Origin of the sequence: Prevotella sp. Sow4_E9_plate (assembly GCF_052116205.1) — a bacterium.
In the GTDB taxonomy this organism is placed as follows: domain Bacteria; phylum Bacteroidota; class Bacteroidia; order Bacteroidales; family Bacteroidaceae; genus Prevotella.
This window is the reverse complement of record NZ_JBQKLN010000008.1, coordinates 1-22,319: the sequence shown is the minus strand read 5'-3', so window position 1 is coordinate 22,319 and position 22,319 is coordinate 1. Positions and strand designations below refer to the sequence as shown.

At 41.3% G+C, this 22,319-nt stretch carries 19 protein-coding genes; 2 read left to right on the top strand and 17 right to left on the bottom strand.

Translation table 11 applies throughout. The features are described from left to right. The 12 genes from ACTQ53_RS04730 to ACTQ53_RS04675 form a co-directional block, all read right to left on the bottom strand. Positions 1-1,017, bottom strand: coding sequence for an alpha/beta hydrolase (locus ACTQ53_RS04730; protein WP_441932247.1), 1,017 nt, complete (start codon positions 1,015-1,017; stop codon positions 1-3). A gap of 185 nt (positions 1,018-1,202) precedes the next feature. Then, positions 1,203-3,317 carry an outer membrane beta-barrel family protein gene (locus tag ACTQ53_RS04725; protein ID WP_294967702.1) on the bottom strand — a complete coding sequence of 705 codons (2,115 nt, stop codon included), beginning with the start codon at positions 3,315-3,317 and terminating at the stop codon, positions 1,203-1,205. A gap of 481 nt (positions 3,318-3,798) precedes the next feature. Next, the gene (locus ACTQ53_RS04720; protein WP_294967704.1) at positions 3,799-4,275 is read right to left on the bottom strand and encodes a hypothetical protein; all 477 of its coding nucleotides are present in this window, start codon (positions 4,273-4,275) and stop codon (positions 3,799-3,801) included. A gap of 12 nt (positions 4,276-4,287) precedes the next feature. After that, positions 4,288-6,486, bottom strand: coding sequence for a peptidase domain-containing ABC transporter (locus ACTQ53_RS04715; RefSeq protein ID WP_218487967.1), 2,199 nt, complete (start codon positions 6,484-6,486; stop codon positions 4,288-4,290). Positions 6,487-6,604: 118 nt separating this feature from the next. Beyond that, positions 6,605-7,393, bottom strand: coding sequence for a hypothetical protein (locus tag ACTQ53_RS04710; protein ID WP_288770562.1), 789 nt, complete (start codon positions 7,391-7,393; stop codon positions 6,605-6,607). 29 nt (positions 7,394-7,422) lie between these two features. Continuing rightward, positions 7,423-9,465 carry a TonB-dependent receptor gene (locus tag ACTQ53_RS04705; RefSeq protein WP_287580034.1) on the bottom strand — a complete coding sequence of 681 codons (2,043 nt, stop codon included), beginning with the start codon at positions 9,463-9,465 and terminating at the stop codon, positions 7,423-7,425. 118 nt (positions 9,466-9,583) lie between these two features. Further along, the gene (locus ACTQ53_RS04700) at positions 9,584-9,766 is read right to left on the bottom strand and encodes a hypothetical protein (RefSeq protein ID WP_153140028.1); all 183 of its coding nucleotides are present in this window, start codon (positions 9,764-9,766) and stop codon (positions 9,584-9,586) included. A gap of 2 nt (positions 9,767-9,768) precedes the next feature. Beyond that, positions 9,769-11,607 carry a radical SAM protein gene (locus ACTQ53_RS04695; protein WP_287073232.1) on the bottom strand — a complete coding sequence of 613 codons (1,839 nt, stop codon included), beginning with the start codon at positions 11,605-11,607 and terminating at the stop codon, positions 9,769-9,771. Between the two features lie 376 nt (positions 11,608-11,983). After that, positions 11,984-12,709 carry a hypothetical protein gene (locus tag ACTQ53_RS04690; protein WP_294967711.1) on the bottom strand — a complete coding sequence of 242 codons (726 nt, stop codon included), beginning with the start codon at positions 12,707-12,709 and terminating at the stop codon, positions 11,984-11,986. Positions 12,710-12,744: 35 nt separating this feature from the next. Further along, positions 12,745-13,695 carry a relaxase/mobilization nuclease domain-containing protein gene (locus tag ACTQ53_RS04685; RefSeq protein ID WP_294967713.1) on the bottom strand — a complete coding sequence of 317 codons (951 nt, stop codon included), beginning with the start codon at positions 13,693-13,695 and terminating at the stop codon, positions 12,745-12,747. Next, positions 13,692-14,105, bottom strand: coding sequence for a plasmid mobilization protein (locus ACTQ53_RS04680; protein ID WP_294967715.1), 414 nt, complete (start codon positions 14,103-14,105; stop codon positions 13,692-13,694). Before ACTQ53_RS04680 ends, ACTQ53_RS04685 begins: the two co-directional genes overlap by 4 nt. A gap of 184 nt (positions 14,106-14,289) precedes the next feature. Next, positions 14,290-14,769 (bottom strand): DUF3408 domain-containing protein, encoded by a 480-nt coding sequence (locus ACTQ53_RS04675; RefSeq protein WP_288770417.1) that lies wholly within the window; start codon positions 14,767-14,769, stop codon positions 14,290-14,292. Between the two features lie 397 nt (positions 14,770-15,166). Between ACTQ53_RS04675 and ACTQ53_RS04670 the strand changes: the two genes are divergently transcribed. Both ACTQ53_RS04670 and ACTQ53_RS04665 read left to right on the top strand, forming a co-directional pair. Continuing rightward, a complete protein-coding gene (locus ACTQ53_RS04670; RefSeq protein ID WP_008656559.1) occupies positions 15,167-15,478 on the top strand; it encodes a helix-turn-helix domain-containing protein in 312 nt (103 codons plus the stop codon). An 82-nt stretch (positions 15,479-15,560) separates the two neighbouring features. Next, positions 15,561-15,869: a helix-turn-helix domain-containing protein gene (locus tag ACTQ53_RS04665; protein WP_008628594.1), complete on the top strand. Its 309-nt coding sequence runs from the start codon at positions 15,561-15,563 to the stop codon at positions 15,867-15,869. A 232-nt stretch (positions 15,870-16,101) separates the two neighbouring features. On the opposite strand, the gene ACTQ53_RS04660 is transcribed toward ACTQ53_RS04665, so the two are convergent. The 5 genes from ACTQ53_RS04660 to ACTQ53_RS04640 form a co-directional block, all read right to left on the bottom strand. Continuing rightward, the gene (locus tag ACTQ53_RS04660) at positions 16,102-16,464 is read right to left on the bottom strand and encodes a hypothetical protein (RefSeq protein ID WP_288770415.1); all 363 of its coding nucleotides are present in this window, start codon (positions 16,462-16,464) and stop codon (positions 16,102-16,104) included. Then, positions 16,461-17,672: a site-specific integrase gene (locus ACTQ53_RS04655; protein ID WP_294967719.1), complete on the bottom strand. Its 1,212-nt coding sequence runs from the start codon at positions 17,670-17,672 to the stop codon at positions 16,461-16,463. The genes ACTQ53_RS04660 and ACTQ53_RS04655 overlap by 4 nt, the downstream gene beginning before the upstream one ends. A 64-nt stretch (positions 17,673-17,736) precedes the next feature. After that, positions 17,737-18,969 carry a phage integrase SAM-like domain-containing protein gene (locus ACTQ53_RS04650; protein ID WP_294967721.1) on the bottom strand — a complete coding sequence of 411 codons (1,233 nt, stop codon included), beginning with the start codon at positions 18,967-18,969 and terminating at the stop codon, positions 17,737-17,739. 532 nt (positions 18,970-19,501) lie between these two features. After that, positions 19,502-22,060 carry an outer membrane beta-barrel family protein gene (locus tag ACTQ53_RS04645; RefSeq protein WP_441932245.1) on the bottom strand — a complete coding sequence of 853 codons (2,559 nt, stop codon included), beginning with the start codon at positions 22,058-22,060 and terminating at the stop codon, positions 19,502-19,504. A gap of 1 nt (position 22,061) precedes the next feature. After that, positions 22,062-22,319, bottom strand: a 258-nt coding sequence (locus ACTQ53_RS04640; protein WP_441932243.1) for a DUF4974 domain-containing protein, incomplete at its 5' end; no start/stop codon positions are given.

Below are 22,319 nucleotides of genomic sequence, written 5' to 3'. Positions count from 1 at the left end.
CTATTCCTCTTTCGAAACAAAGTCTTTTACGATGCGGGTATATTCCTCGTGATGATCGCGATATGCCATAGCATGAACGGAGCCTTTGGCGATGAAGATGGCTTTTCTGCCCTTCGTCTTTGCCTCGTAAAGCGGATGAAGCATGGCGTAGGGCACGAAGGCATCCTTATCGCCATGGATAAAGAGCATCGGTTTGGTGCTCTTGCGAACCTGCTCTATCTGCTGCGCCTCGGCAAACGACCAGCCGTAGCGATGCTGGCAAAGGGCGGAAGTGGTATTCATCAGCGGGAAGGCAGGCAAGCCAAACTGGTCTTTGAGCTGAGCGGAAAACTCATCCCACACGCTGGTATAGCCGCAGTCCTCCACAAAGCACTTCACGTAATCGGACGTTTTCTCTCCCGATACTGCCATCGTGGTTGCCGCACCCATCGAAATACCGTGAATCACCTGACGGGTATTCTTCGCTCTTCGGTCTTCACCCTTCGCTCTCTGTCCTTCACCCTTCACTCTAAAAATCTCATTGGCGATTTCCGACCATCTGATCACATCCCATCTATCCTTCCAGCCCATCTGGATATGGTCGCCCTCGCTCTCTCCATGTCCATACAGATCTGGCAGGAGCACATTATACCCCATATCGTGATTATAGAGATAGGCGATGTGCAGCATTCCCTCGGAGCGCACCTGATAGCCATGCACCACCACGGCAGTCTTTTCCGTAGCCTCCGGTGCATAGAGATAGATGGCATGGGCCTTGTAGCCAGACGGCATCACGACAAAGGTATCCTTCACGCAATGGTGCTGATACACGGAGTCCATCCAGCCAATCATCCAGGGGCACTCTTTCTTCATTCTGTTCTTCCAGTGCTCAGACGTCATTCTCTCATCCTTCGGATAGTTGAGCGAATAATTGAGCATATAGTTGCTGGCGCCATACAGTCCCAGCACCACGAGCACCACCAAGCCCAGAGCCGAAGCGATGCCTATCTTTCTCATCTTTTCCTGTTTCATCTTCATTCTTATTGCCATTACAAATATCTATTATAGAGTTTCCGCTGCAAAATTAAGGAAAAAGATGGAAATGGCAAAGAAACGGAGGGAAAAATCCTGTTAAATTGAAGCATAAAGCTGCATTTATAAGGGTATATGAACTACGACAAACAATCGATAAGCATATCCCAGAAAGGATAGAGTTTAAACAGTTACAATCTATCCATTTCCTTTTTCCCTGCCCCTTTACCTTTATATTTTGTTTTAACTGTATTAAACTTATATCTTACGATACATTCCACTGCCCTTACAGACGCAGCCTTTTCAATATAGACATCATTCATTCCGCTGAAAATGGTAAAAGTATTTTTGCGGGCAGTATTAAAGATGTCATTTGCAGACAACTTGACATTCCATTTTTCAGATAAGTCCTTAGCCAAAGAAAGATTTATCTGTCCAACACTCCCCATCTTAATATTCTCACTATTTCCCTCACTACGCCAACTGTAATTTACTGTCGCCATATAGTTGTTATGGAATTTGAAAATATTATTGAACTTAACTACAACCAAAGGATTGTCCACGTGCTTTATATCTCCTCTGTAATCAATCTTGTAAAATTGCGAGACAACACCACATGCCAATACGGGATAATAGCATTTCCAAAGGAATCCGGGCATAAAAGAAGCCATTATCTGTAAGTTAGACAGACTGTTTCTAGAATTTTCCTTTTTGAGCAAAGCAATAGTCTTCGCATCATCATAATATGTATATGATGTTATTATTTGGTTTTGCACCTTTTTATAATTAGCAGTTAATGCCAGCCAGCGATACCTCAAATTTAAAGAGATGTTGTCGCTATAGGATGGTTGCAAATACGGATTTCCACTTTGATAGAGATATTTGTTAACATAGTGAACCGTGTTGCTCAACTGAGAGTACAATGGACGATAGCATTGCTTAGAATAGCTCAGCTGCACCATAGTTTTTCCAATGGGCAGAGACAATGAAGCAGTCGGGAAAAACTTATCATAAACATGTGACTGTTCGTGATTTTTTCTGCCACCTATAAAATATTCACTGTTCACATGCTCATACCTGCCACCGATACGGAATGTTACATTGCCTAAATGCTGCATAGTTTCAACGTAATATGCCATATTCAGCTCCTGTATTTTATTGTTCTCGCCTGCCATAATGCTATTTTCACTTTCTGAATTTTCCTCACGGCTACTATTGGTGAAATCTACTCCAAAGCTAAAATTACCTTTAAGAAATGGGTGTGACGCATATAATTCCGTTGCCATTAACCTAGCATGCCCAACATCTTTTATTCCGAAATCCTGATTGATGCCGGTTTGCTCTATAACGTTTTGATTTTCACGTGTTTTTTTCCACATTAAATCAAAAGTCATTTCCAAATTCCATTTTCCCCAAACCCCATGGCAATATCCATCTAACAAATGTTCCAAATCTCTTAATTTGATATCCTTGTATGCAGAAGTCTCACTTTCAATTACATCATCAGAATATAATGATGACATAATGCTCGAATTGGTCTTTGTTGGAGCATAAGACACTTGGTAAAATGCGCCAAATGAGAGTTTTGGAGACGAGGAAAAATCAAATCCCCATTTACCATCAATCAACTTTGAGTGCTGTGTCGATTTCATAGTCGTATTCTGCTGATGATGTGACGAGAGCCATGAATTCTGAACATTTTTACTAGAGTTCGTATTCTTGCCTTTCTCAAATCCCAACGTTCCAAAAACATCCAAATTGTCAATTCTATAGTTCAAGTCCAAATTGTCTTTGCCATACAGATAATTACGATAACCAATAGTAGCGATGTTATCAAAAGAGAAACCATCCCCAACCTTTTTAATGGTTGTTATCTTTATGATGGAACCTACGGTTGATGCATAACGTGAACTTGGATTCGTTATAACTGTTATCTTATCTATTTGGTTAGCCTTCAATTGCTCAACTTCTATATTATTGCGGACAATATGTCCATTAATATAGAAGACTGGTTTTCCCTTGCCAAAAACTTCAATGGAACCATTATTATTCAGTACACCAGGCAACATACCCATAACGTCTTTTGCAAAACCAAGTTTTTCCAAAACGGTACCTTTGACTTCTGTCACAAAGCCTTCGCTGTTCAACTTTGCCAAAGGGCGGGTTGCTCTAACAACAACCTCCCTTAATTGCAAAGTATCCTTTCCGAAATTTTGGTCAGCGATACCAGTCTGAGCTAAACAGATTTGAGCTAAAATCAAATGAAATATAATACCAACAAATCTTTTTACCTTAAAATCTAACATTTTCATCCGTTCCTATATCTTTTGTTTTATATATGTTTTTATTTCATCATTATCTAGTACAAAAGTACACATTATTATCCAAAACCATTACATCTCTTCCGTTAAATTTGTATAACTGCATCAAATTACCAATTCCATCCAGTTCTTCATCCCTCCTAGCCTGAATGTATTCCCGTTTTTTGTCATACATCATCTCTTAACGAATTCTAACTCGCTCTAAATTGGACTTTGATTGAAAATCAAGAAGTTGGGCGTTTGCCTATTTTATATAGGTAACAATATGGAAACGAGCGGACTTCTGCTCGTTTCTGTATTTTGCAATATGCAAAGAACGCCTCAATTCGGGGACAAAGATACGACAATTTTCTAAATATCCCATAACTAGCAAGGAGAAATTTACGGAATTTAGAACTTTTTGAGTTAAATCTGATGCTTACCAACAATATGTATCCAAAAACAAACAGCAGTATTCGGATATAGCTTATCCGAATACCTGCTGCCATAACGTTTTGTTGCTGACGATGATTCTGACATCGGCTTTCATGTACTTTTGCAACACAGGGGACTTTTGTCCCTGTGTACTCACTGTGGCTATAGCCATAAAATAGTTACCATCTTCCCTATGTATGAGCTTGGCATTATGGCTTATGATGTTGCAGTTATAAGATGCATTGTCGTTGCCCTCGAAAGAAACATGAGCTGTCCTTGGCTCATCGAAAAGATGCAAATACTTATATGGTACAAACACTTGCACTATTCTTTGATTGATGACCTCACCATTAGCCTCTATGGATATAGGATAAGGTATCTTGTAGAAAGCAACTGCGAGAGCGAGGACTATTATGGTAATGATAACTGTCCCCAAGCTGACGAGGCGAGGAGGAACTTTACCTATTACGTTCCTCACCTTCTCGCTTCTCAACTCGATATTATCTGATTCTTTTTCTTTCTGTTCCATGTCAAAAACATTTTAGTTTCCCAATTCCAACTGATTCTTCACAAGGTTATAGTATGCCCCTCGCTTGGCGGTCAAAGACTCATGATTGCCTACCTCAACCACTTTTCCATGATCGATGACCACGATTTGGTCGGCATTCTTCACCGTGCTTAGGCGATGAGCCACAATCACAACAGTCTTACCCTTATAGAATTTATCCAAGTTCTCCACAATGCTTCTCTCATTGTTGGCATCGAGCGAGTTGGTTGCCTCGTCAAGGAAGATGTAGTCAGGATTCTTATACACCGCCCTCGCTATCAAGATGCGCTGTTTCTGTCCTTGGCTAAGTCCCACGCCATCACGCCCAATCTTGGTGTTGAATTTCAGAGGCAAAGCCATCACGTAATCCTTGATGCAAGCTATCTCAGCAGCTTTCAACAATCGCTTCTTATCTATGTCGCCATCGTCAACAGCAATGTTTCGTGCGATACTCTCCGAGAAGATAACACCATCCTGCATGACAACACCACATTGTCTGCGCCACCACTTTTTGTTGAGTTTGTTAATGTCTGTATTTCCAATGTTGATTTTTCCCTCCAAGACAGGATAGTAACCAAGCATCAAACGGATGAGGGTGGTCTTTCCACTGCCAGATGCGCCAACGATGGCTGTTACCTTACCTTGCGGAATGTGAATGTTCACATCATCTATGGTCTTGCGCAAAGCATGTGGGTCGTACTTGAACATGATGGTCTTGATGTCAATGCCATCATTCTTGTCCTCAATGGAAGTTTGCAAACCTTCCTTTCCGTTCTCATCATCCATTTGGTGAATCTCGTTGATACGCTCCAAGCTAATCTTCACATCTTGCAGAGAATAGAAGAAGTTCATCAGTTGCTCCACTGGTGAGTTGAGTTGTCCGATGATGTATTGTACGGCAAGCATCATACCGAGTGTCATTTGTCCATGAATCACGGCTGTTGCAGCCACTACCGTGATGATGATGTTCTTCACCTCATTGATGAAGATGCTTCCTGCCTCCTGAGTTTGTTGGAGCTTGAGCGATTTCATCTGCACACCGAACAAGTCTGCTTGCGTGTCCTCCCATTCCCATCTTCTACGCTGCTCACAATCCTGCAACTTGATTTCCTGCATGGAGGTGATAAATTCGTAGGTCTTGTTGTTGTTGATGGCTTGTTGCTCGAACAGTTCATAGTCGAGCACCTTTCTCCGCTTCAAGAACAATGTCATCCAGCCTCCATAGAGGATGCTTCCCAACAGAAAGATGGCAAACACCAACTTGTTGTAGAAGAACAGCACTACGGAGAACACCACGAAGGTGAGCATGGCAAAGGTGATGTTGAGCGTCTGCTGCGTGAGGAAGTTGTTCACACGGCTATGGTCGTTCATTCTCTGCATCAAGTCGCCCATGAGTTTCGTATCAAAGAAAGACATTGGCAATTTCAAAAGCTTAATGAAGAAGTTGCTCACTAGCGAAATGTTGATGCGCAGCGAAATGTGAAGCAGCAACCACCTACGGATAAAGTCGATAGCCGTTCGGCTGATAGTGAGAATCAACTGCCCCAACAGGATAAGCCAAACAAACCCTATGTTTTGATTCTTGATGCCAACATCAACTATAGATTGGGTAAGGAAAGGCAAAACAAGTAGCAAAAGGCTTCCAATCACTAATCCCAAGATGATTTGTCCGAAATACTTGCGGTATTTCTTCACATACCCAAAGAGAAACCGAAAAGATCTTTTTTCTTTGACATTCTCTTCGCACTCCATATTATAGGTAAAGAATGCAGGAGTTGTTTCCAGAAACATAGCAATGCCCTTGTCTTCACCATTGGAACTGGTGCTTATCCAATGTTGTTTGAACTCATTTAAGCTATAAGTTACCAATCCTTTTCCAGGGTCAGCCACATAGAATTTCTTTTTCCTTTTAACCTTATATAGGACAACGAAATGATTTTGATTCCAATAAAGGATGCATGGTAGTGGTTCATTACTTAGCATATCAGTAGTTGCTCTCGCACATACAGTATGCAGCCCAAGAGTATTTGCAGCCTCATTGATACCTAGCAGAGAAACCCCTTCAGTTGTGGCAAAACAAAGTTTCGACAGAGAGTCCACCGTATACTCTCTGCCTAAATATTTACATATCATTTGCAAGCAAGCTACGCCACATTGCATGGAGTCATGTTGCTTATAAAACAGAAGACTCATTTCTCAATATATGATACAAGGTAACATTTATAAATGCAGCTTTTCTTATTCGGCTAGATGTTCATTGGAAACATTTATCCTATAAGACACTATCTGACAACCTCAATTGGTTAGAATCTTACTTTCCAAATATGCCATATATTATTTGTCCCACAGGTAGTCCTATTCCTATTTTCTTCTTTCCATGTCCTACATTTATGTATGGCGTAACAATTGGTTCCATTTCATAATGGTTTTTGGGTCCCATTCGTTCAACGACTTGTCCTCCCATCTGTATTCCAAAATGCTCTGATGGGTTATAGTTAATATAACCGCCAAACCTAGAAACTTCATAATAGCCAAGCATAGAGGGTGTCATAAAATCCCCATTTGGCATTAATGGCATAACATTATTACCATAGTAATATGCAAATGCTGTAAATGAAAACGGAGACGAAAGTTGATAAGTTAATTGCCCGAAGATACCTAACTGTCTAAGCAAACTGTTATAATAACCATATTTGTTTACTATACCAGATACTTGAAAATGTAGTTTTTCTTTTCTGAAAGAAAATCCTAACATCCCCTCTTCTTTATTCATCATACCAGGATATGCAGTAACTGCAACCATCCCTGACAATGTCATGTCATGACCTTGATATATTATTCCCTGTTCGGCAGACGAACTACTATATATAGGGATTCTACAATAAGATAATAATACTAATGGATGAATTGGGGCTATGGACCACAATTTTGGACTATAGGTATTAATACTATAATTGTTATAGAGACTATCTATCTGTTCATTATGGAATTCTTGAGTAGGAATATTATTCTCTCGCATCAAAATGATTTTTCTATCTTCCGACTGTGCATGACAACTAATTGCTACAAAAAAAGTAAAAATAATTTCTATATATCTCATAATTAAACGATTTACAAGTGAAAAATATTCTATTTGCCCGTTCCAAAGCGTGATGTGTCAATGCTATAATCCTTAGGCTTAAAGCCATTGAAACGCCAAATAAAAGTCAGCTTAAGATTACTAGTCATATCAAATACCTTCATTTTGTAATCTTGCCCTTTGTCGTTGATGGTCATTGTTGGTGACCACTGATTAAATATATCATCGACTTTCAAATCAAGTTCACAGCAAAGCTTTCTACCGAATAGCCATTTAGCTCCCGCATCAGCCTTCCACATACTTGACATGTTTGCAATCCCTTGTAATGAAGGTGATATGTATGAAAAATCTACGCTCAATGAAATGGGACTATTTTTGCTAAATTTTAAAGAACTATTAAACTTGCCATAGAAAATCCATTTATCGTTATCGAAACTTATATCATGGAAATGGCTTGCTTTTTCTCTCTGATTAAAAAAATTGGCAGTGGTTGTTACATTCCAAACATCCCCAATATTGAATGGGCAGTGTAGATTGATACCTACCAAACGTTTGTAATTCATATTTATAGTCTGGTAGATTAGATTCTGCGTATTCGGAGACTGGTATGGCAACCAAACTGTTGCTTTGTCATCATATTGGAAATACAGCGTAGCTACATATTTCTGTTTAAAAATGTAATTAAACTGTGTAGAATAGTTGACATATGGCAGGAGAGATGTATTTCCTATGGACACAATATAATTGTTTATATAATTTGTTCCACCATGAAGTTCCCAATATAATGGATATATACGTTGTGAACTAAGATTGACTTGGAATATACTTTTGGGATTCTTGTGATATGTAACACCAAGTTGCGGAATAAAGCTCCAGTTGTTCTGATAATTATTGTGGCAAAATTCACCTTTGCTCGAAATATTGAATGACAGTCCCCAATCAAAAGAACGCTCCGTGCCAACATATACACTGACTACATCTTCATTTAGTGTGTTCTTGAATTTACCCATTTCTACAGATTGATATACCTGTAAACTATGGTCAATTGAGCGCTGGTATTCAACGCCATAATTTAGTTTCCATTTTTTCAACAGATGCTCTTGGTCCACATAAAGATGAAAGCGATTAATAATCTGACTATTTGTCGAATTTAACAAGTCTGTAAAATTTTGAGAAAGGAATTGTTCCCTATTTTCATTATAATAGGTATAATCACCTCCGACTGTCATACCAATAGGAGTTTCGTATCTTAATGCTATGTTGTGATAATTTATTGGTGACTCAAAATTGTAGTTATTGTTAAAGCGACCAAGGGAGCCTACATATAAACTTCTTATTTTTGAATCAGATACAATTTGCCCATTATAGGTCAATTTTAATGATTTCCACCCCATTGATGTGTATATAGTATTCGCCCAGTTATTTCCAATTCGGTGCATATCATCTTCTATCATTGTATATGTTCCGTTAAGTAGATGGTTAGAAAATGTATGTTCGTGTCCCCAAGATTTAGTTCTTGACAGACCATAATTAAGGTCAAATGTCCAATCCTTAATGGCATATGTAGCAGACAAAGCTCCACCATAAGAACAATAATGAGCCTGATTATAACCTGTGCGAAGTTGCCCTTGTAATCCATCAAGTGGCTTTGGTGAATTTAAAACAACATTAATAACTGCTCCATTGACATGATACTTTGCAGGAGCAGAATACATAATTTCAACATTCTTTAAACGGTCAACAGGTGTTGTATAGAGCAACTGATAAAGATTTTGCAATGGCATATTTGTCAATTCTCCGTTAACAATAATTGTGACATTAGACGCTCCTGTCAGCCAAATCATGCCATTATTATTTGTGACACCAGGCATATATCCAAGAGCCTCCAATATATTGCTTACAGGTTTATCTTTGACAATTTCAGTTAAGTTCACAACTAAAATGCCATTTTCATCTTTTATATGAGGCTTATTGCTTTTGATGATAATCTCATTAAGTTGTTGAGTTGGTATTGTATCACAGTTGTTACTTGCACACATTTTGATACCAACAAAAACTAATATTAAAAGAAATAACAAACGAAGATGTCTCATATTACCATTTAAATAGATACAAGAATAGCCCTGTCATAACTTTAAACTGCAGTGAGTTTAATATGCAAAATGGCCGAGACTATTCTTGTCGTTTTGTTTAACCATTCTTATACCTTTTTTAAATATAGAAAGAACCGTGTACCCCGGGTTCCCCTTTGTAAGGTGCAGGAGCAACAATACTATGCTTATTAGTTTGGACATCATTGGTGAATGGCTTAACGGTCTGTCCACCTTTAAGTGAAGCAGCTTCTTGGGCAAGAATATCCAACTCCTGCACCGAGATTTTCTTAATTTCTTTCATACCTAAATTATTTTATTCGTATTTATTATGCTTACGCATTCTTCTCTGAAAATGCTATAATAAAGAAGCCCTTGACTATATAGGGCAGTTATTGTATCTTTAATATCTGTTTCCGAAGTTGCTTTAAAATGTTCTAAAATTTCTGTTATTGACCGAACTTTTTCATTACAAAACATCAATATTTTCCAATGAATACCGTTCCTTTCAAAAGATAAAGTATTAACCTCTATGTTATCTCGTCTCTCTTGATAAATTATTGTATTATTTGATAACACAATCAACTTGTATGAGAAGGTATGCACATCAAAAAAATGGTCTGTTGCAACAAAATTATTCCAAAGTGGATTTTGATATTTCCTTACCAATTGATAGATTTTAAATTCATCGTCATGACGAACATACCCCTTAGGTAGTCGTTCCATTACAGGGTCATAATACATTTCGTTCGTCTTTCCGTTTGAACATATTTCCTTATAATAGCGTGACATTTCATTAACAGCTAGCATAGACACATTATGCTTGATGTTGCCTACACTTTTATAAAACCTCATAAAATACAGATTATCAATACTTTCTAGTATATCTGCATCTGTTTCGTCTAATAAACCTCTTAGTACATTTAATCCTACTACGTTAATGTCATACTCAATTGCCCATTTAATGAACAAAAGATTGCTAGCAAAACTATTTTTCTTGTTAATCTTTACAAGTATATTGTCACTGACGGATTCGTATCCTATTTGAACATAAACGAAACCAGCCAAGGCCATTTCTTTTACTTCCGTCTTGGAAATACCTCTTGTAATAATTTCTGCCAAATTAATCTTAAAATTAGGATAATCTTGCTTTAAACCAGATAACAAGGTTAATAGGTTATGAAAACGAGAATAATCATTGCCAATAACATCATTATCAAGAAATGAAAAATTGAACACATTATATTTGGATATCAAAAAACGAATTTCGCTTATGATATCTTCTGGCGATTTTACTCGATAACGATAACCTTGATTCAAGAAACAAAATTTGCATCTATTCCAATGACATCCACGACTGCTTTCAATTGTTAAATTTATTTTATCCCTCGTTCCCTTATATACATTGAAATAATCATCGAAATCACTATTGAAGCAGTCATTTAGTGAAGGATAACTCTCAATACGTTGAAGTGACAATTCGATATTGTTATTTTTTACACGATATGCCATATGAGGAACAATCGCAGGATTATCCAAATTAAATGCCAATTTCACAAGACTAATTTCTCCTTCTCCCCATAATGCAAAATCAAATTGAGGAAAATTTTGGAGAAAAGCTTTTGCCAGATTTGGATTACCAATTCCTCCAATAGCAATCTTACAGTTTGGGTAAAGAATCTTTATTTCTTTTGCTAAAATTGAAGCAGGAATCCATTGAAAAAGATTCATAGAAAATCCCATCATAAAAGGAGTCTCTTGTAACTCAGAGCTTAAGACTTCCTTAATACGATTTTTCAATAATGACACAGCATCCCTTATATGCTTTTTAAAATCAAAAGAAGAACTAAAATAGTGTGGATTTAATGATTTTAAAATAATCTCTTGTTTTAACAAAGCATCCTTATCATTTTTCTCTATTGCGATGTAGGCATAAAATACTCCTAAATAATCAACTTCTGATATTTTGTCCATTGAAGACTCTCGCAAATAAAATCTTATAATATCCTCAAAGAGAATATTCCAATATAAGATTTTACAATTAAAGCCAGCTTTTTGTAATGCACCTTTCAGTACAGTCATGGCCGGTGAAGGCATGTCTGTACTAGCAGGAGGAAGCCAATTCAATACAATTTTTTTATTCATAATGCTATTGTTATTAACAAACAAATTAATGCCTATTATTTTACTAAAGTCTTTTTCCTATATGTTGCAATCTTTTAAAAAATGAACAACTATTACTTAAAGACTATTTCATAATGCAAATATAAGTATTTTTTCAGAGTTATCACATATTTTTTATGTTAAAGATTAATAAACATGCATATAAAAGGTGTTTTTCTAGAAATAGGCATAGAGAATGCTATTGCCTATTTCTATTATAAATTGTAGGTAGCTATTTCAATTTAATCTTTATTTTAGTAATGTTCAAAAAATAACTTGCGCAGAAAATTAACGATAGTAGTGTGCTATTCCTAAGAGTGTACGATAAAAATTGCACAAGATATTTTTTACATGTTACTTAGTGAAATCCTCGTAGGTTTTTATAAACAACGCTGTCTTTATATGTACCCATTTTTACCATTTCATAGTGACGAAGGATAGAATCCTCATAAAGAGCCACTCGATTTCGAACATCGTCAATAACATTTTCATCACGTTGCACAGAGAAATGCTTTTCTATGTAGCGAATATTCGGGTCGTCAGATGGCAATACCATTCGCAATGCTCGATACTTCAAGTCTGCCTCTTCCCAATCTTGATGCTCTCGCCATTGGGTGAGATTGCCCCAAATGGAGATAACAAGAGATAGAGCCAAGCCACCAATGAAAAGAAGAACAGACTTTGAAGTTGGCTCGAAGCGATGGGTAACAATCTTCTTCTGAGGTGCATTGCTTATGTTGTCAAGTCGCTCTTGCAGGTCTATTGATGCAGCATCTTGCTCTTGCTTCAGCTGCTTAACCGTATCAAACAAGAGCTTGCTTCGCTGTTCTCTGTTACTTGCTTCTTTCTTGGTAAGGTCGGTAAAGATACAGATAGCCTCTCTTAATCTTGCCAATTTGTCAATAGACTCCCCTTCTTTTACAGCTATAGAAAGGATGGCTTTTTCAAGCTTGCATGTATCAACACTTACAGGGACAGGAATGCTTCCAGCCTCTGCATTCTTTGGTGAAGCAGAAAGTTCATCGACTTTCTGCTCCAATCTCTCAACTGTGCCGTAGATGGCTTCCAATAGTTCTTCTTTCATATTTCTTTTGTTGTTTGAATGGTTTGTAACTTGCATCAAAGGCTAAAGCCTCTTCTGCGTTTCTTCTTTTTCTTCTTGACTGATTCATCCTCTGGGAATGGCTCAAAGGTCTGTACGTTGGCAGAAGCAAAAAGCCCAATGGAAGAAATACCATTCCAAGGATCCTGACTGCTCTCCGACATGAATGGCATCTGCTCATTCTTGTGACAGCCCTGCTCATATTGCTGAGCAGATTTGGCTCTTGCTGATAAAAGGTTCTCCGTTCCCTCAAATCTCGCATTCAGTTTGCCAAAGCTATAGTCTCGGCTAATCTGTGTACCCTTGAAGCTATATCCATCCTTGCAGAAACGGATGCCTTGAACCTTGGTTTGCTCCTTGTCCTTATATACAAGTTCCAAATGAACACCTTGTTTTGCGAGTTCATTCTTGAACTTCTGCCAACTACCTGCGGCTTTCAAGACATCCTTGACAACATTGTGAATCTCGTATTTGGCTCGCTCAGCATTGCGCAATTTGCGAGTGTTAGTCTTGCTTTTGTCCGTTCCGTAAGTCAGCCCATACTTGGATTTTAGACTCTTGGTCACTTGCTCATTACGCCTGTAATCATTCCTATCTGATATGAGTTTGCCCTCGTTATTAATGCGGTTGTACACGATATGACAATGTGGATTGTCCGTATTGTGATGCCTTACGATGATGAATTGTGTATCGGTGATGCACATCATCTGCATATATTCAAGGGCAATCTTAGTCATAAACTCATCCGTCAAACGTGGCTTGTCCTCTGGTTTGAAGCTCAATGCAATGTGTCCCACAGGCTTCTTAATCCTTGGATTTAGCTGCCTCTGTAGCTCGAAACTTTGCGTTATCTCGGCATTCGTACCGAGTAACACACCATCCGAGGCGATGATTTTCGCCTCGTCCTTGCCTGTAACATAGCGGATGCAACCACCAAATGAGCTGCCCTTCTTTAGCTTGCCTATCATGTAGCATCCTCCTTTCTGCCTATTCCGCATGGCTTCGATTTTGGACTTGCTTGGCGATACTCGCCAAGGATGGCTTTCAATCTTCTCAACAAGTCCACCACATACACATGGGTTTCGTGGAAACCTCTCTGATGCGACAGCTTGGTAAGTTGGTTGAGGTTGTTCGCCATGCCAATGAGATTCTTAGCGATGGCTATCGTCTCAGCGTTGTGTCCGCTGACCACCTCGCCGTTCAAGGCGGACTCACGGATGTACTCCGCCAACTTGCGGTTGGCTTTTCTCGCCCTCAGTCTCAATGCCTCGTAGCTTGGCTTTGAGAACTTCACCGTGACAGACTTCGACAATTTGCGAACCCTGCCTGCGGGCGGTCTTCCGCCCTTTCTCTTGTCCTGTTCCTGTATGCTTGTCATTCGATATACTGTTTACAGTTGGTACACTCACTTTCTGCGACCGTCGGGAGCAAAATTTCTCCGCCCTCATGGTGGAGCGAGGCGTTTTGGGGTTTCCAAAACATAACCTCGCTCCCTCTCAGAACACGTTAGTTGGAACTACAGCCTTTCAGCTATCCACGTCCAAGGTCGCAGACCTTAATTCTCACAATTTGCGCCAAGCCTCGAAGTCCTCTTCATAAAGGCTTAGGTGGTGGCGCACGATGTTCTCGATGATGCCCGATACGCTCATGCGTCTCCCTCCGAGGATGCGGACGACACGATCAAGACGGTCTCGTACATCGGAACTGACGAAGACTGGCTTGCGGTCGTCAATCCTTGGAACTTGGAGGAAGGTCTGCTGATACTCCTCCAATGTCGCCTTGCGCTGCTTGCCACTGATGCGCTTCTGCGGATTCGGTGGCGATTGAACCTCGTTCGTCAGCTCGTCCTCCATGTTGGAGGTTGTTGCAGCCACATCCTCTGTCACAACTTCTAAATCGGAGTTCTCCACCTCTTCAAAGAAAGAGCTATGTTTTTGGGCATAGTCTTTACCATAAGTGGATGATTGAAGCGAAGCCACCACCTCCTGTGTCATTTTCTCCTGCTGTTCAGGAAACATTTTCGTTTCTTTTGTTCTTGCCATAGCTTAACTTGTTTAAATTGTTGGTATAGTGGTCACGGTTTGCACCATTGACCGATTGTCGGATGCAAAGTAAGTGTACTGAGTGCAGCCATGCAACTGATTGGGTGTAACGTGGCAATTTAGTTGTGGCTTGCTTATTTGCATACCGAGATAGTTGTGAGAACTTCAACGTATTTCTCAACTCATCATTGTTCATGTATCCGTTGCAGTCGTGCAAGTTTTTCTTGTTGTTTTTGGCGTTGAAGTCGGCAAACCCCGGCAACATACTGCCACAGAAATTGAAAACGCTTGTTTTTAGATTGCCGTGCCTTATCTTTGCACTCACAAACGTGGAGCACAGCATATGCGTGGAGCTTTGCGACATATAACATAGTATTAACTTAGAAAAAAGAAAAGTATGGGATTCATCGTATTCGAGGAAGAGGCATTCAACTATCTTGATGCCCAGTTGGAGAACTTCGTGAAGCGCATGGACAGAATCCGTGAGCGCAGTGAGGACAAGACCATGAACAAGTGGCTCGACACGCAGGACGTGTGTCAGACGCTCAACATCTGCCCACGGACAGTGCAGACGCTTCGGGACAACGGAACTTTGGCTTATACGCAAATCAGCCACAAGACCTACTACAAGCCGGAGGACGTGATGGCTATCGTAGCAGTAGTGGAGGACAAGAAAAAGGACATGCGCTTTCGCAAGCGCACAGGTTAGGCTGTCAATATACAACAGCCACTTAATCCTATGCAGCAAGTAAACCGAGTAACGTAAGTATCAATAATAAAACGAGACAACTATGAGCAATGAAGTAATGACAAGAAACAGCGAGTGGATGAACCACATCGTGAACCACCTCAACCGAATGGTTGACAATTTTGAACGTGCCGTGATGAACTACCGCCCCATGCTTGGCGGTGAGCGGTTCATGACGGACAAGGAACTTTGTGCCAGGCTGCAACTGAGCAGAAGAACCCTGCAGGACTACCGAAACAACGGTGTCATCCCGTATATCCAGCTTGGCGGAAAGATACTCTACCGCGAGTCCGACATTCAGAAGATTCTGATGGCTAACTATCGTGAGGCGTACAGAATGAAAGGTGTATAGGAGAATATCCTTGATGAGTGTGTGAAATGAACAAGGCGACAACGTATAACTTACCGAGCGTGGCTGTTATAGGTTGTCGCCTCGTTTTATTGGCTATACCGAGTTGTTCGTGTTTGCCGGGTATCATTTGTGTTACCTGTATAAATCTAATACCATGCTAAAACACACTGCGGTGGTTCGCCCAAGTGGCTGGAGGCGCAAAGCCTCCAAGGAACGTTGCTTTATGGCAGGTCTATGCCATTGCATTCTCTGTAAAGATACAGACCAGTTTAGTGCGGCTTGTCTGTCTGCCGATGACGGACTGCATGATGAACTCCCGAAAGGCTCTGCTCTCAATGCTGTCAATACGGAAGGATACCGCAATGACGAGTTCAAGACTATACACATCATAGCTGATGCGGTCGTTCTTCCTGACATGACGGCGTACACCCTGCTCTTTCAGAATGCCGTCCTTGAATACAGCCTTGACAGCCTTGCGCACATAGCAGCCGAACACATTATACATGTCGGCAATCTCCTGCATGGTCATCCATACAGTATCGGTCGGCATGGATACCGTTCCGCTCTCGCTGATAGTTATAACTCCTCTGTTCATTTTCCAATAGTTTTTTCGTTCGATAATCTGTTCCTTTCTCGCTTGGCAATAAGCTTATCCATGTCATTTGAAATCTTCTGCTCCGTCACCTGCGCATAGACCTGTGTGCTTGTGATGTCTGCGTGTCCCATCATCTTGGCTATGCTGCCGATGGGAATGTCCTCGTTGAGCATCAAGACTCCGAATGTATGGCGGCTGGCGTGGAATCCCAACTTATTACTTATGCCAAGCACCATTCCAAGGGTATGCACATCAAGATAGATGTCTTTCTTCTCACCCAGTGGAAAAACAGGCTTGCTGTCGTCCGTGGTATTGTAGAGCGAAAGAATCTTCTCGGCTATCGGATGGAGCGGCACGAAGAACTCCACGCCTGTCTTCTCTCTTTCCTTGCGGATGAACTTCCTACCCTCGGAGTTCTCCCCGATATGGTGAGGGTACAGTTTCTTTACATCTATATAGGATAAGGAGGTGAGCGAGGCAAAAATGAAACATCTGCGTGCAAGCTCCGTTCGCTCGTCAGCCATCGGGGTAGAGAGCATCTTGATGAAGTCTGCCTTGCTGATATGGGTCATTTTCGGGGCTGCCTTCTTCTCATACCCTATCCTGGCTATGGGATTGAAGCGGATAATGCTCCTGTCCACTGCCTTGTACATCAACATGTTCAGCCAGAGAAGGCAATGGTTCACGTAGCTGTCGATGCGTCCCTGGTCTCGTTTCAGGAATAGCTTGTATTCCTCTCCGAAATTCTCGTCTATGTCCTCAAAGGCGATGTCGTCCTTATCCAACGAATGGACAAAGGCTCTCAGGTTCTTCTGCCATGTTCGCTTGTGCAGAAAGGTTTGTCTGGCTTTTGAGGTTCGATACCATTCCACGATGGTATCACCAAAGTTCAGCAAGAACCTTCCTGTCGTGTCCTTGTCCTTCAACACAGCCTTCAGCATTTCCACGGTGATGATGCCATTGGCGGTAAGAAGTGAGTTGTATTTATCCTTGACCTCAGCAAGGAAACTTGCCAATCGTCCGTTGTCCCTTGCGTTCCGTACCTCTCCCTTCTTGGCGTTCCACTCCTGTGGTGTACAGGATATGCCTGTGGAAATGGCTGCGCTTTTGCCGTCAACGGTGATGCGGCAAAGTATGTTGGCTGTTCCGTCTGCCTTCACCTTCTGTCTGTTGATGTAAGGCAAAATTGAAAATGTACTTCTGCTCATAGTTGTTGTCCTTATAATATAATAATGTAGTTGAAACTGTAAAAAGAAAAGTTGAAAGCCTTGTTCATAATGCGAGAACGAAGTCCTTCTCGGTTGCAGCGATGAACTTGTCCATGTCCTCAAACAGCTTCTTTTGGGTCACTCTCGCATACCGCTGCGTCATCTTCACATCCTTGTGACCGAGCATCTTGCAGATGGTCTCCATCGGCACACCAGCCTCCAGCGTAATGAGGCTGGCGAACGAGTGTCGTCCCGAATGGTAGGAATAGGTCTTGCTCGTTTCCGCCAACTTGCAGATGGTGATGAGATCGATACGAACACGATTCGTGCTCAGCAATGGGAAAAGGGTATCTCTTGCCCCGTCCTCGTATCTCGCCACCAGCTCCAACGCCTCGGGCAGGAGTTTCACCCTGGCAAGTGTTCCGGTCTTCTTGCGGTTATAGATGAGCCATTTGTCGCCATCCTCCAACACCTTGACATTGGCTTTCGTGATGGAAACGGTGTCTATGAAGGCTGTTCCTGCATAGCAGGCGAAAAGAAACAGGTCACGGCTAACGGATAGTCTCGGCTTGTCTTCGGGCAGTTCCGCATCACGGATTTTTATGAAATCAGACATGCTGAGAGCCTTGGGTGTCGTAACCTTTGGAGTGCCAACCCGATAATGGGCGAACAGCAGGTTCTTGCACAAGCCTCGCTCAAAGGCGATGCGGCACATCTTCTTGAAGAGCGACACATAGATGGTGATGGTTCCTGATGAAAAGCCTTTCTCGTCAAGCAAGTAATGGTGAAAGTCACTGATGAAAGGCTCGGTCAGCTGTCCGAAAGCCAAATCAGTCAACCTATACTTCTCCCCGATGAACTCAGCGAGATTCTTGCGAATCTTTCTGTAAGTCCAGACACTGCTCTTCGACATATCGATGCCCTCATGGGTGCTGAGTTCACTGATATGCTCGTCCACGAAGGAGAGAAGGGTGGTCTGTGTCTTGACGCTGCCCTGCAAAGCCTCCTTGACATCCTTAGCCTCGAAGTCCGTTCTCTTTTCCACAAGCACATCGAAAGCCTTTTGGATGGAAAGCAACAACTGCCCGATGTCCTTGTTGGTTTCCACGGCTTCCTTGCTCTTGCCCTCCAATCGGCTGGCACGAGGATTCCAAAGCGATGGAGTGCAAGACAACTTGCAGGAGAACTGCGCCATAGTCCTGTTCACCGTGATGCGTCCCATGATGGGAGCTTTTCCATTCTTGTCCATTCCGCTCTTTTTTAGGTAGAGCAACACCTTGAATTTTTCGATTTTCATAACGCTTACATTTTGAGTGTGCAAATATAATCATTTTGTAAGCGTTCCTTGATACGCAAAACATTGAGAATCAGCGCAATAAAATCCGTTGATGCACAAAGTTGCCTTTCCGCATTGTTACCTGCTTTGCATAGGTAACTGTGGCTCACGATTTAGTAACTGAACTACTTCAATATTCCTCACTCGCTTGCTTTATGCCGATTTGGCAACTTTGTGCAAATCTACTCATTCCCAACTGTTTACGTTCCAACCTCTCTTATTCTCCTTTGGCTGCTTTAGAGCTTTATGTTAACGAATCTAACTCATAGAGTTAACATCCAAAAGTCATAGAGTTACGGGGAGAAAAGCTATAGGAAACAAAGCTGAAAAAGCCTGATTTTGACTCCAAAACCACAGAAAAAAATAACACGGACAAATTGAATTTGTCCGAACCCTTTGTCCGTCGGCTTATAATATCCTAAATATCAGATACTTAGAACCAACCGGACAATTTGTCCGGACAAATTCAATCTGTCCGTGTTTTAAAAATGAGCTATAATCTGCTCTTTTCTGCATTACCAGCACCCGTACCCTTATACTTGCTCTTGGTGGCATTGAAGTTATAAGATAAGCTCATACCTACACAACGCTCATAGCCATAACAATCTTTTTCCATTACAGTATGGCTGCCATACATTGTCCATTGTTCCGTGTCGGTCTTGAACAAGTCGTTGGCATAAACGCCTATTACAAGAGCGTCGTTGAGGAACGACTTTGTGAATTTCATATCCACACGAGCAAATGACTTTGTTTTTTGCAGGTCATTAAGCCTACCCGTCTTATATCTCATATTGAGAAAAGCCTTTAGTGTAGGCGTTATTTTGAAACGATTGTTTAGACGGAAGTTGAAGCATGGTCTGTTTGACAGTTTGTTGACATCAAAACCGTCAGTACACAAGAACGACTGTGTGTAGTCTATCTCTGCCATAGGATTATACCAACCAAAACGGGGCGAAGCCACTATCGAAACATACACATCCTGACTATTATTGAAGTTGACATTGCGTAGAAAAACAATGTCTTTGCCTTGATAGAGTGTGGCTACCCACACCATCGGCTTGTCTATATAGTTGTAGCCAGCATTCAACGACAACCTGTCGTACGCCACATTCAAATCAACATTATTTGTTATACATGGACGGAGATAAGGATTTCCCCCCTCATAAGTATAGCGGTTGTCATACTGCACCTCATCTCGCAGACTGTTATAGCTTGGGCGCCGTGTCTTGCAGGTATAGGCAAGTTGCAATGCCCATTTGCCACTGTTCCATGACATGGAAGCAGAAGGAAACCAATCGGAATATCTACGACTCGGCTCAGTCTGCAATTCCCCGAAATAATAATAATCGGACTTTACATATTCGTATCTTACACCTGCATTTGCAGAGAATGCTCCAAACTTCAAACCATACTCAGCAAAGCCGGCTATGCTCTGTTCGTTAATCTTTGTATTCGATGCATCTACATATTGCTCGGCATTGGCATATTCGCCACGAATACGGGATGAAATAAATTCGGAGCCTACACTTAGTGCTCCCTTCCAAACGGGGTAAGACAAAATGAGTTTGGCAGCAGCCATGTCACTATGCTGTCTGTTACGTGTATGTACGTCGCGACTCTCAATATCTGCGCTGCTTTCTTTGATTGACATAGTCCTGCCTTTCTTTTTCCAGAAATAAGTGGCGTTGAAATCCACACCCAATTTACCAATCTTACCCACATAATAGGCGTTAGCATTATGCACCGGACTAAAGCAATCACTTATATTGGTCGCTTCGTTTACGAATGCTGTTTGCACCCCGTCTTCCATTATCTTCTGATAAGAGTCGGTCGTTCCTCCTTTGCCCGAACCATACTGATTCTCATAGCTCAATCCAAATGTATTGTCATCATCTATAGAATAAGCAAAAGCAACCTTTGCGCCAGTTCCCTTTGAGCGATACTTAATCGGTGAAGTCTGTTCTATAAATATATTCTTCGTGCCATTGATTTTGGTAGACAACACATTATCCTCACCGCCTGGTGTCGTTGTTCCCCAAAGTTCGCCAAACACTTCTGCTTTTCCTGTGCGATATGTTGACGATAGGTATTGCGAACCACCCCACCACTTGTTGAACTTTGTAGTAGTATAGTTCTCGCCACTCCATCCTTCGCCTTGACGGCGAATTGTCCTGATACGAATTACAGACTTAATCTCCGCATTGTATTTGGCACCAGGAGCGGTTACTATCTCTACATTCTTAATATTATCCGACTTCAGTTGATGAAGCTCTTTGAGATCGTTCACCTGTCGGTTGTTGATATAAATAATCGGTGAACCTTTGGCAAACACATTCACCGTTCCATCCGAACTGACATCAACGCGAGGCATTTCGCGCAACACATCAGTTGCTGTACCAATTTTGTTTAGCTCTGAGTGCTCTATATCCACAAGCATTCCCTCTTTGCCCAACTTTATATTCTGGCGTATAGCTTTTACCTTCACGCCTTTAAGGTTTATCGTATTCTCATGCAACACGATAGTTCCTATCTTACCTGTATTATAAGTATCAACAGCGGTATGATAGCCCACGCAACTTACTCTTACTATCGCCTTTCTGGCTCCGCAGGGAATCACGAACTGGCCGTTCTCATTCGTCACGCCGCCATTTATCAATGAAGAATCACGAACATTCAGCAGGGCTACATTGGCGAAATCTACAGGGCGTTTCTTATTGTCGATGATGCGACCTATCATCTTGGTGGGAGTCTTCTGCGTACACTCCACAAAGATGTTTTCGCCATCTATCGTCATCTTCATCGGATAGAAACCCATGATCTGGCGGATGGCATCCGGAGCTGTTCGCTTCACGATACTTGTGGTAACCGTGAAATCTTCCAGTTCATCATACATAAAGTTGATACGATAATCCTTGGTGCTCTTGGCAAGGATGGTGAGCGCTTCTGACATAGAAGTGTTGCGGAAGCTGCGGGTGATGCGTTGGGCATAGATGGTCTGAAGAGAAAGGCTCATCAGACCTGCCAGCAGCATGATATATCTTAATCTTTTCATCTTATTCTACGATTAAAGTTTGACCTTCATGACGAATATTCACTTTCTCGAAATGATTCAACAGTTCGATGATATCATCCAGACTCATGTTCTTCTCCAGTTGCAGGAAGAGACGGATATGGCGAGCCGACTCGTTCTGATAAGTTAACTGGAGATGGAAATGCCCGGCTATAGGAGTCAGTATATTCTGAAGCTCAGCGTTTTCGTAAACCAATGGGAACTGGGCAAGACTTGCAGAATCTGTCTTTTCTTCTATGTT

Bases quoted from the DNA above. Each gene is read 5' to 3' on its own strand.
- ACTQ53_RS04700 (WP_153140028.1), bottom strand. From the start codon at position 9,766: ATGAAAGAAATTAAGAAAATCTCGGTGCAGGAGTTGGATATTCTTGCC.
- ACTQ53_RS04645 (WP_441932245.1), bottom strand. From the start codon at position 22,060: ATGAAAAGATTAAGATATATCATGCTGCTGGCAGGTCTGATGAGCCTT.
- ACTQ53_RS04665 (WP_008628594.1), top strand. From the start codon at position 15,561: ATGAGCAATGAAGTAATGACAAGAAACAGCGAGTGGATGAACCACATC.
- ACTQ53_RS04720 (WP_294967704.1), bottom strand. From the start codon at position 4,275: ATGGAACAGAAAGAAAAAGAATCAGATAATATCGAGTTGAGAAGCGAG.
- ACTQ53_RS04655 (WP_294967719.1), bottom strand. From the start codon at position 17,672: ATGAGCAGAAGTACATTTTCAATTTTGCCTTACATCAACAGACAGAAG.
- ACTQ53_RS04710 (WP_288770562.1), bottom strand. From the start codon at position 7,393: ATGAGATATATAGAAATTATTTTTACTTTTTTTGTAGCAATTAGTTGT.
- ACTQ53_RS04715 (WP_218487967.1), bottom strand. From the start codon at position 6,486: ATGAGTCTTCTGTTTTATAAGCAACATGACTCCATGCAATGTGGCGTA.
- ACTQ53_RS04695 (WP_287073232.1), bottom strand. From the start codon at position 11,607: ATGAATAAAAAAATTGTATTGAATTGGCTTCCTCCTGCTAGTACAGAC.
- ACTQ53_RS04650 (WP_294967721.1), bottom strand. From the start codon at position 18,969: ATGAAAATCGAAAAATTCAAGGTGTTGCTCTACCTAAAAAAGAGCGGA.
- ACTQ53_RS04730 (WP_441932247.1), bottom strand. From the start codon at position 1,017: ATGAAGATGAAACAGGAAAAGATGAGAAAGATAGGCATCGCTTCGGCT.
- ACTQ53_RS04680 (WP_294967715.1), bottom strand. From the start codon at position 14,105: ATGACAAGCATACAGGAACAGGACAAGAGAAAGGGCGGAAGACCGCCC.
- ACTQ53_RS04660 (WP_288770415.1), bottom strand. From the start codon at position 16,464: ATGAACAGAGGAGTTATAACTATCAGCGAGAGCGGAACGGTATCCATG.
- ACTQ53_RS04685 (WP_294967713.1), bottom strand. From the start codon at position 13,695: ATGATAGGCAAGCTAAAGAAGGGCAGCTCATTTGGTGGTTGCATCCGC.
- ACTQ53_RS04675 (WP_288770417.1), bottom strand. From the start codon at position 14,769: ATGGCAAGAACAAAAGAAACGAAAATGTTTCCTGAACAGCAGGAGAAA.
- ACTQ53_RS04670 (WP_008656559.1), top strand. From the start codon at position 15,167: ATGGGATTCATCGTATTCGAGGAAGAGGCATTCAACTATCTTGATGCC.
- ACTQ53_RS04705 (WP_287580034.1), bottom strand. From the start codon at position 9,465: ATGAGACATCTTCGTTTGTTATTTCTTTTAATATTAGTTTTTGTTGGT.
- ACTQ53_RS04690 (WP_294967711.1), bottom strand. From the start codon at position 12,709: ATGAAAGAAGAACTATTGGAAGCCATCTACGGCACAGTTGAGAGATTG.
- ACTQ53_RS04725 (WP_294967702.1), bottom strand. From the start codon at position 3,317: ATGTTAGATTTTAAGGTAAAAAGATTTGTTGGTATTATATTTCATTTG.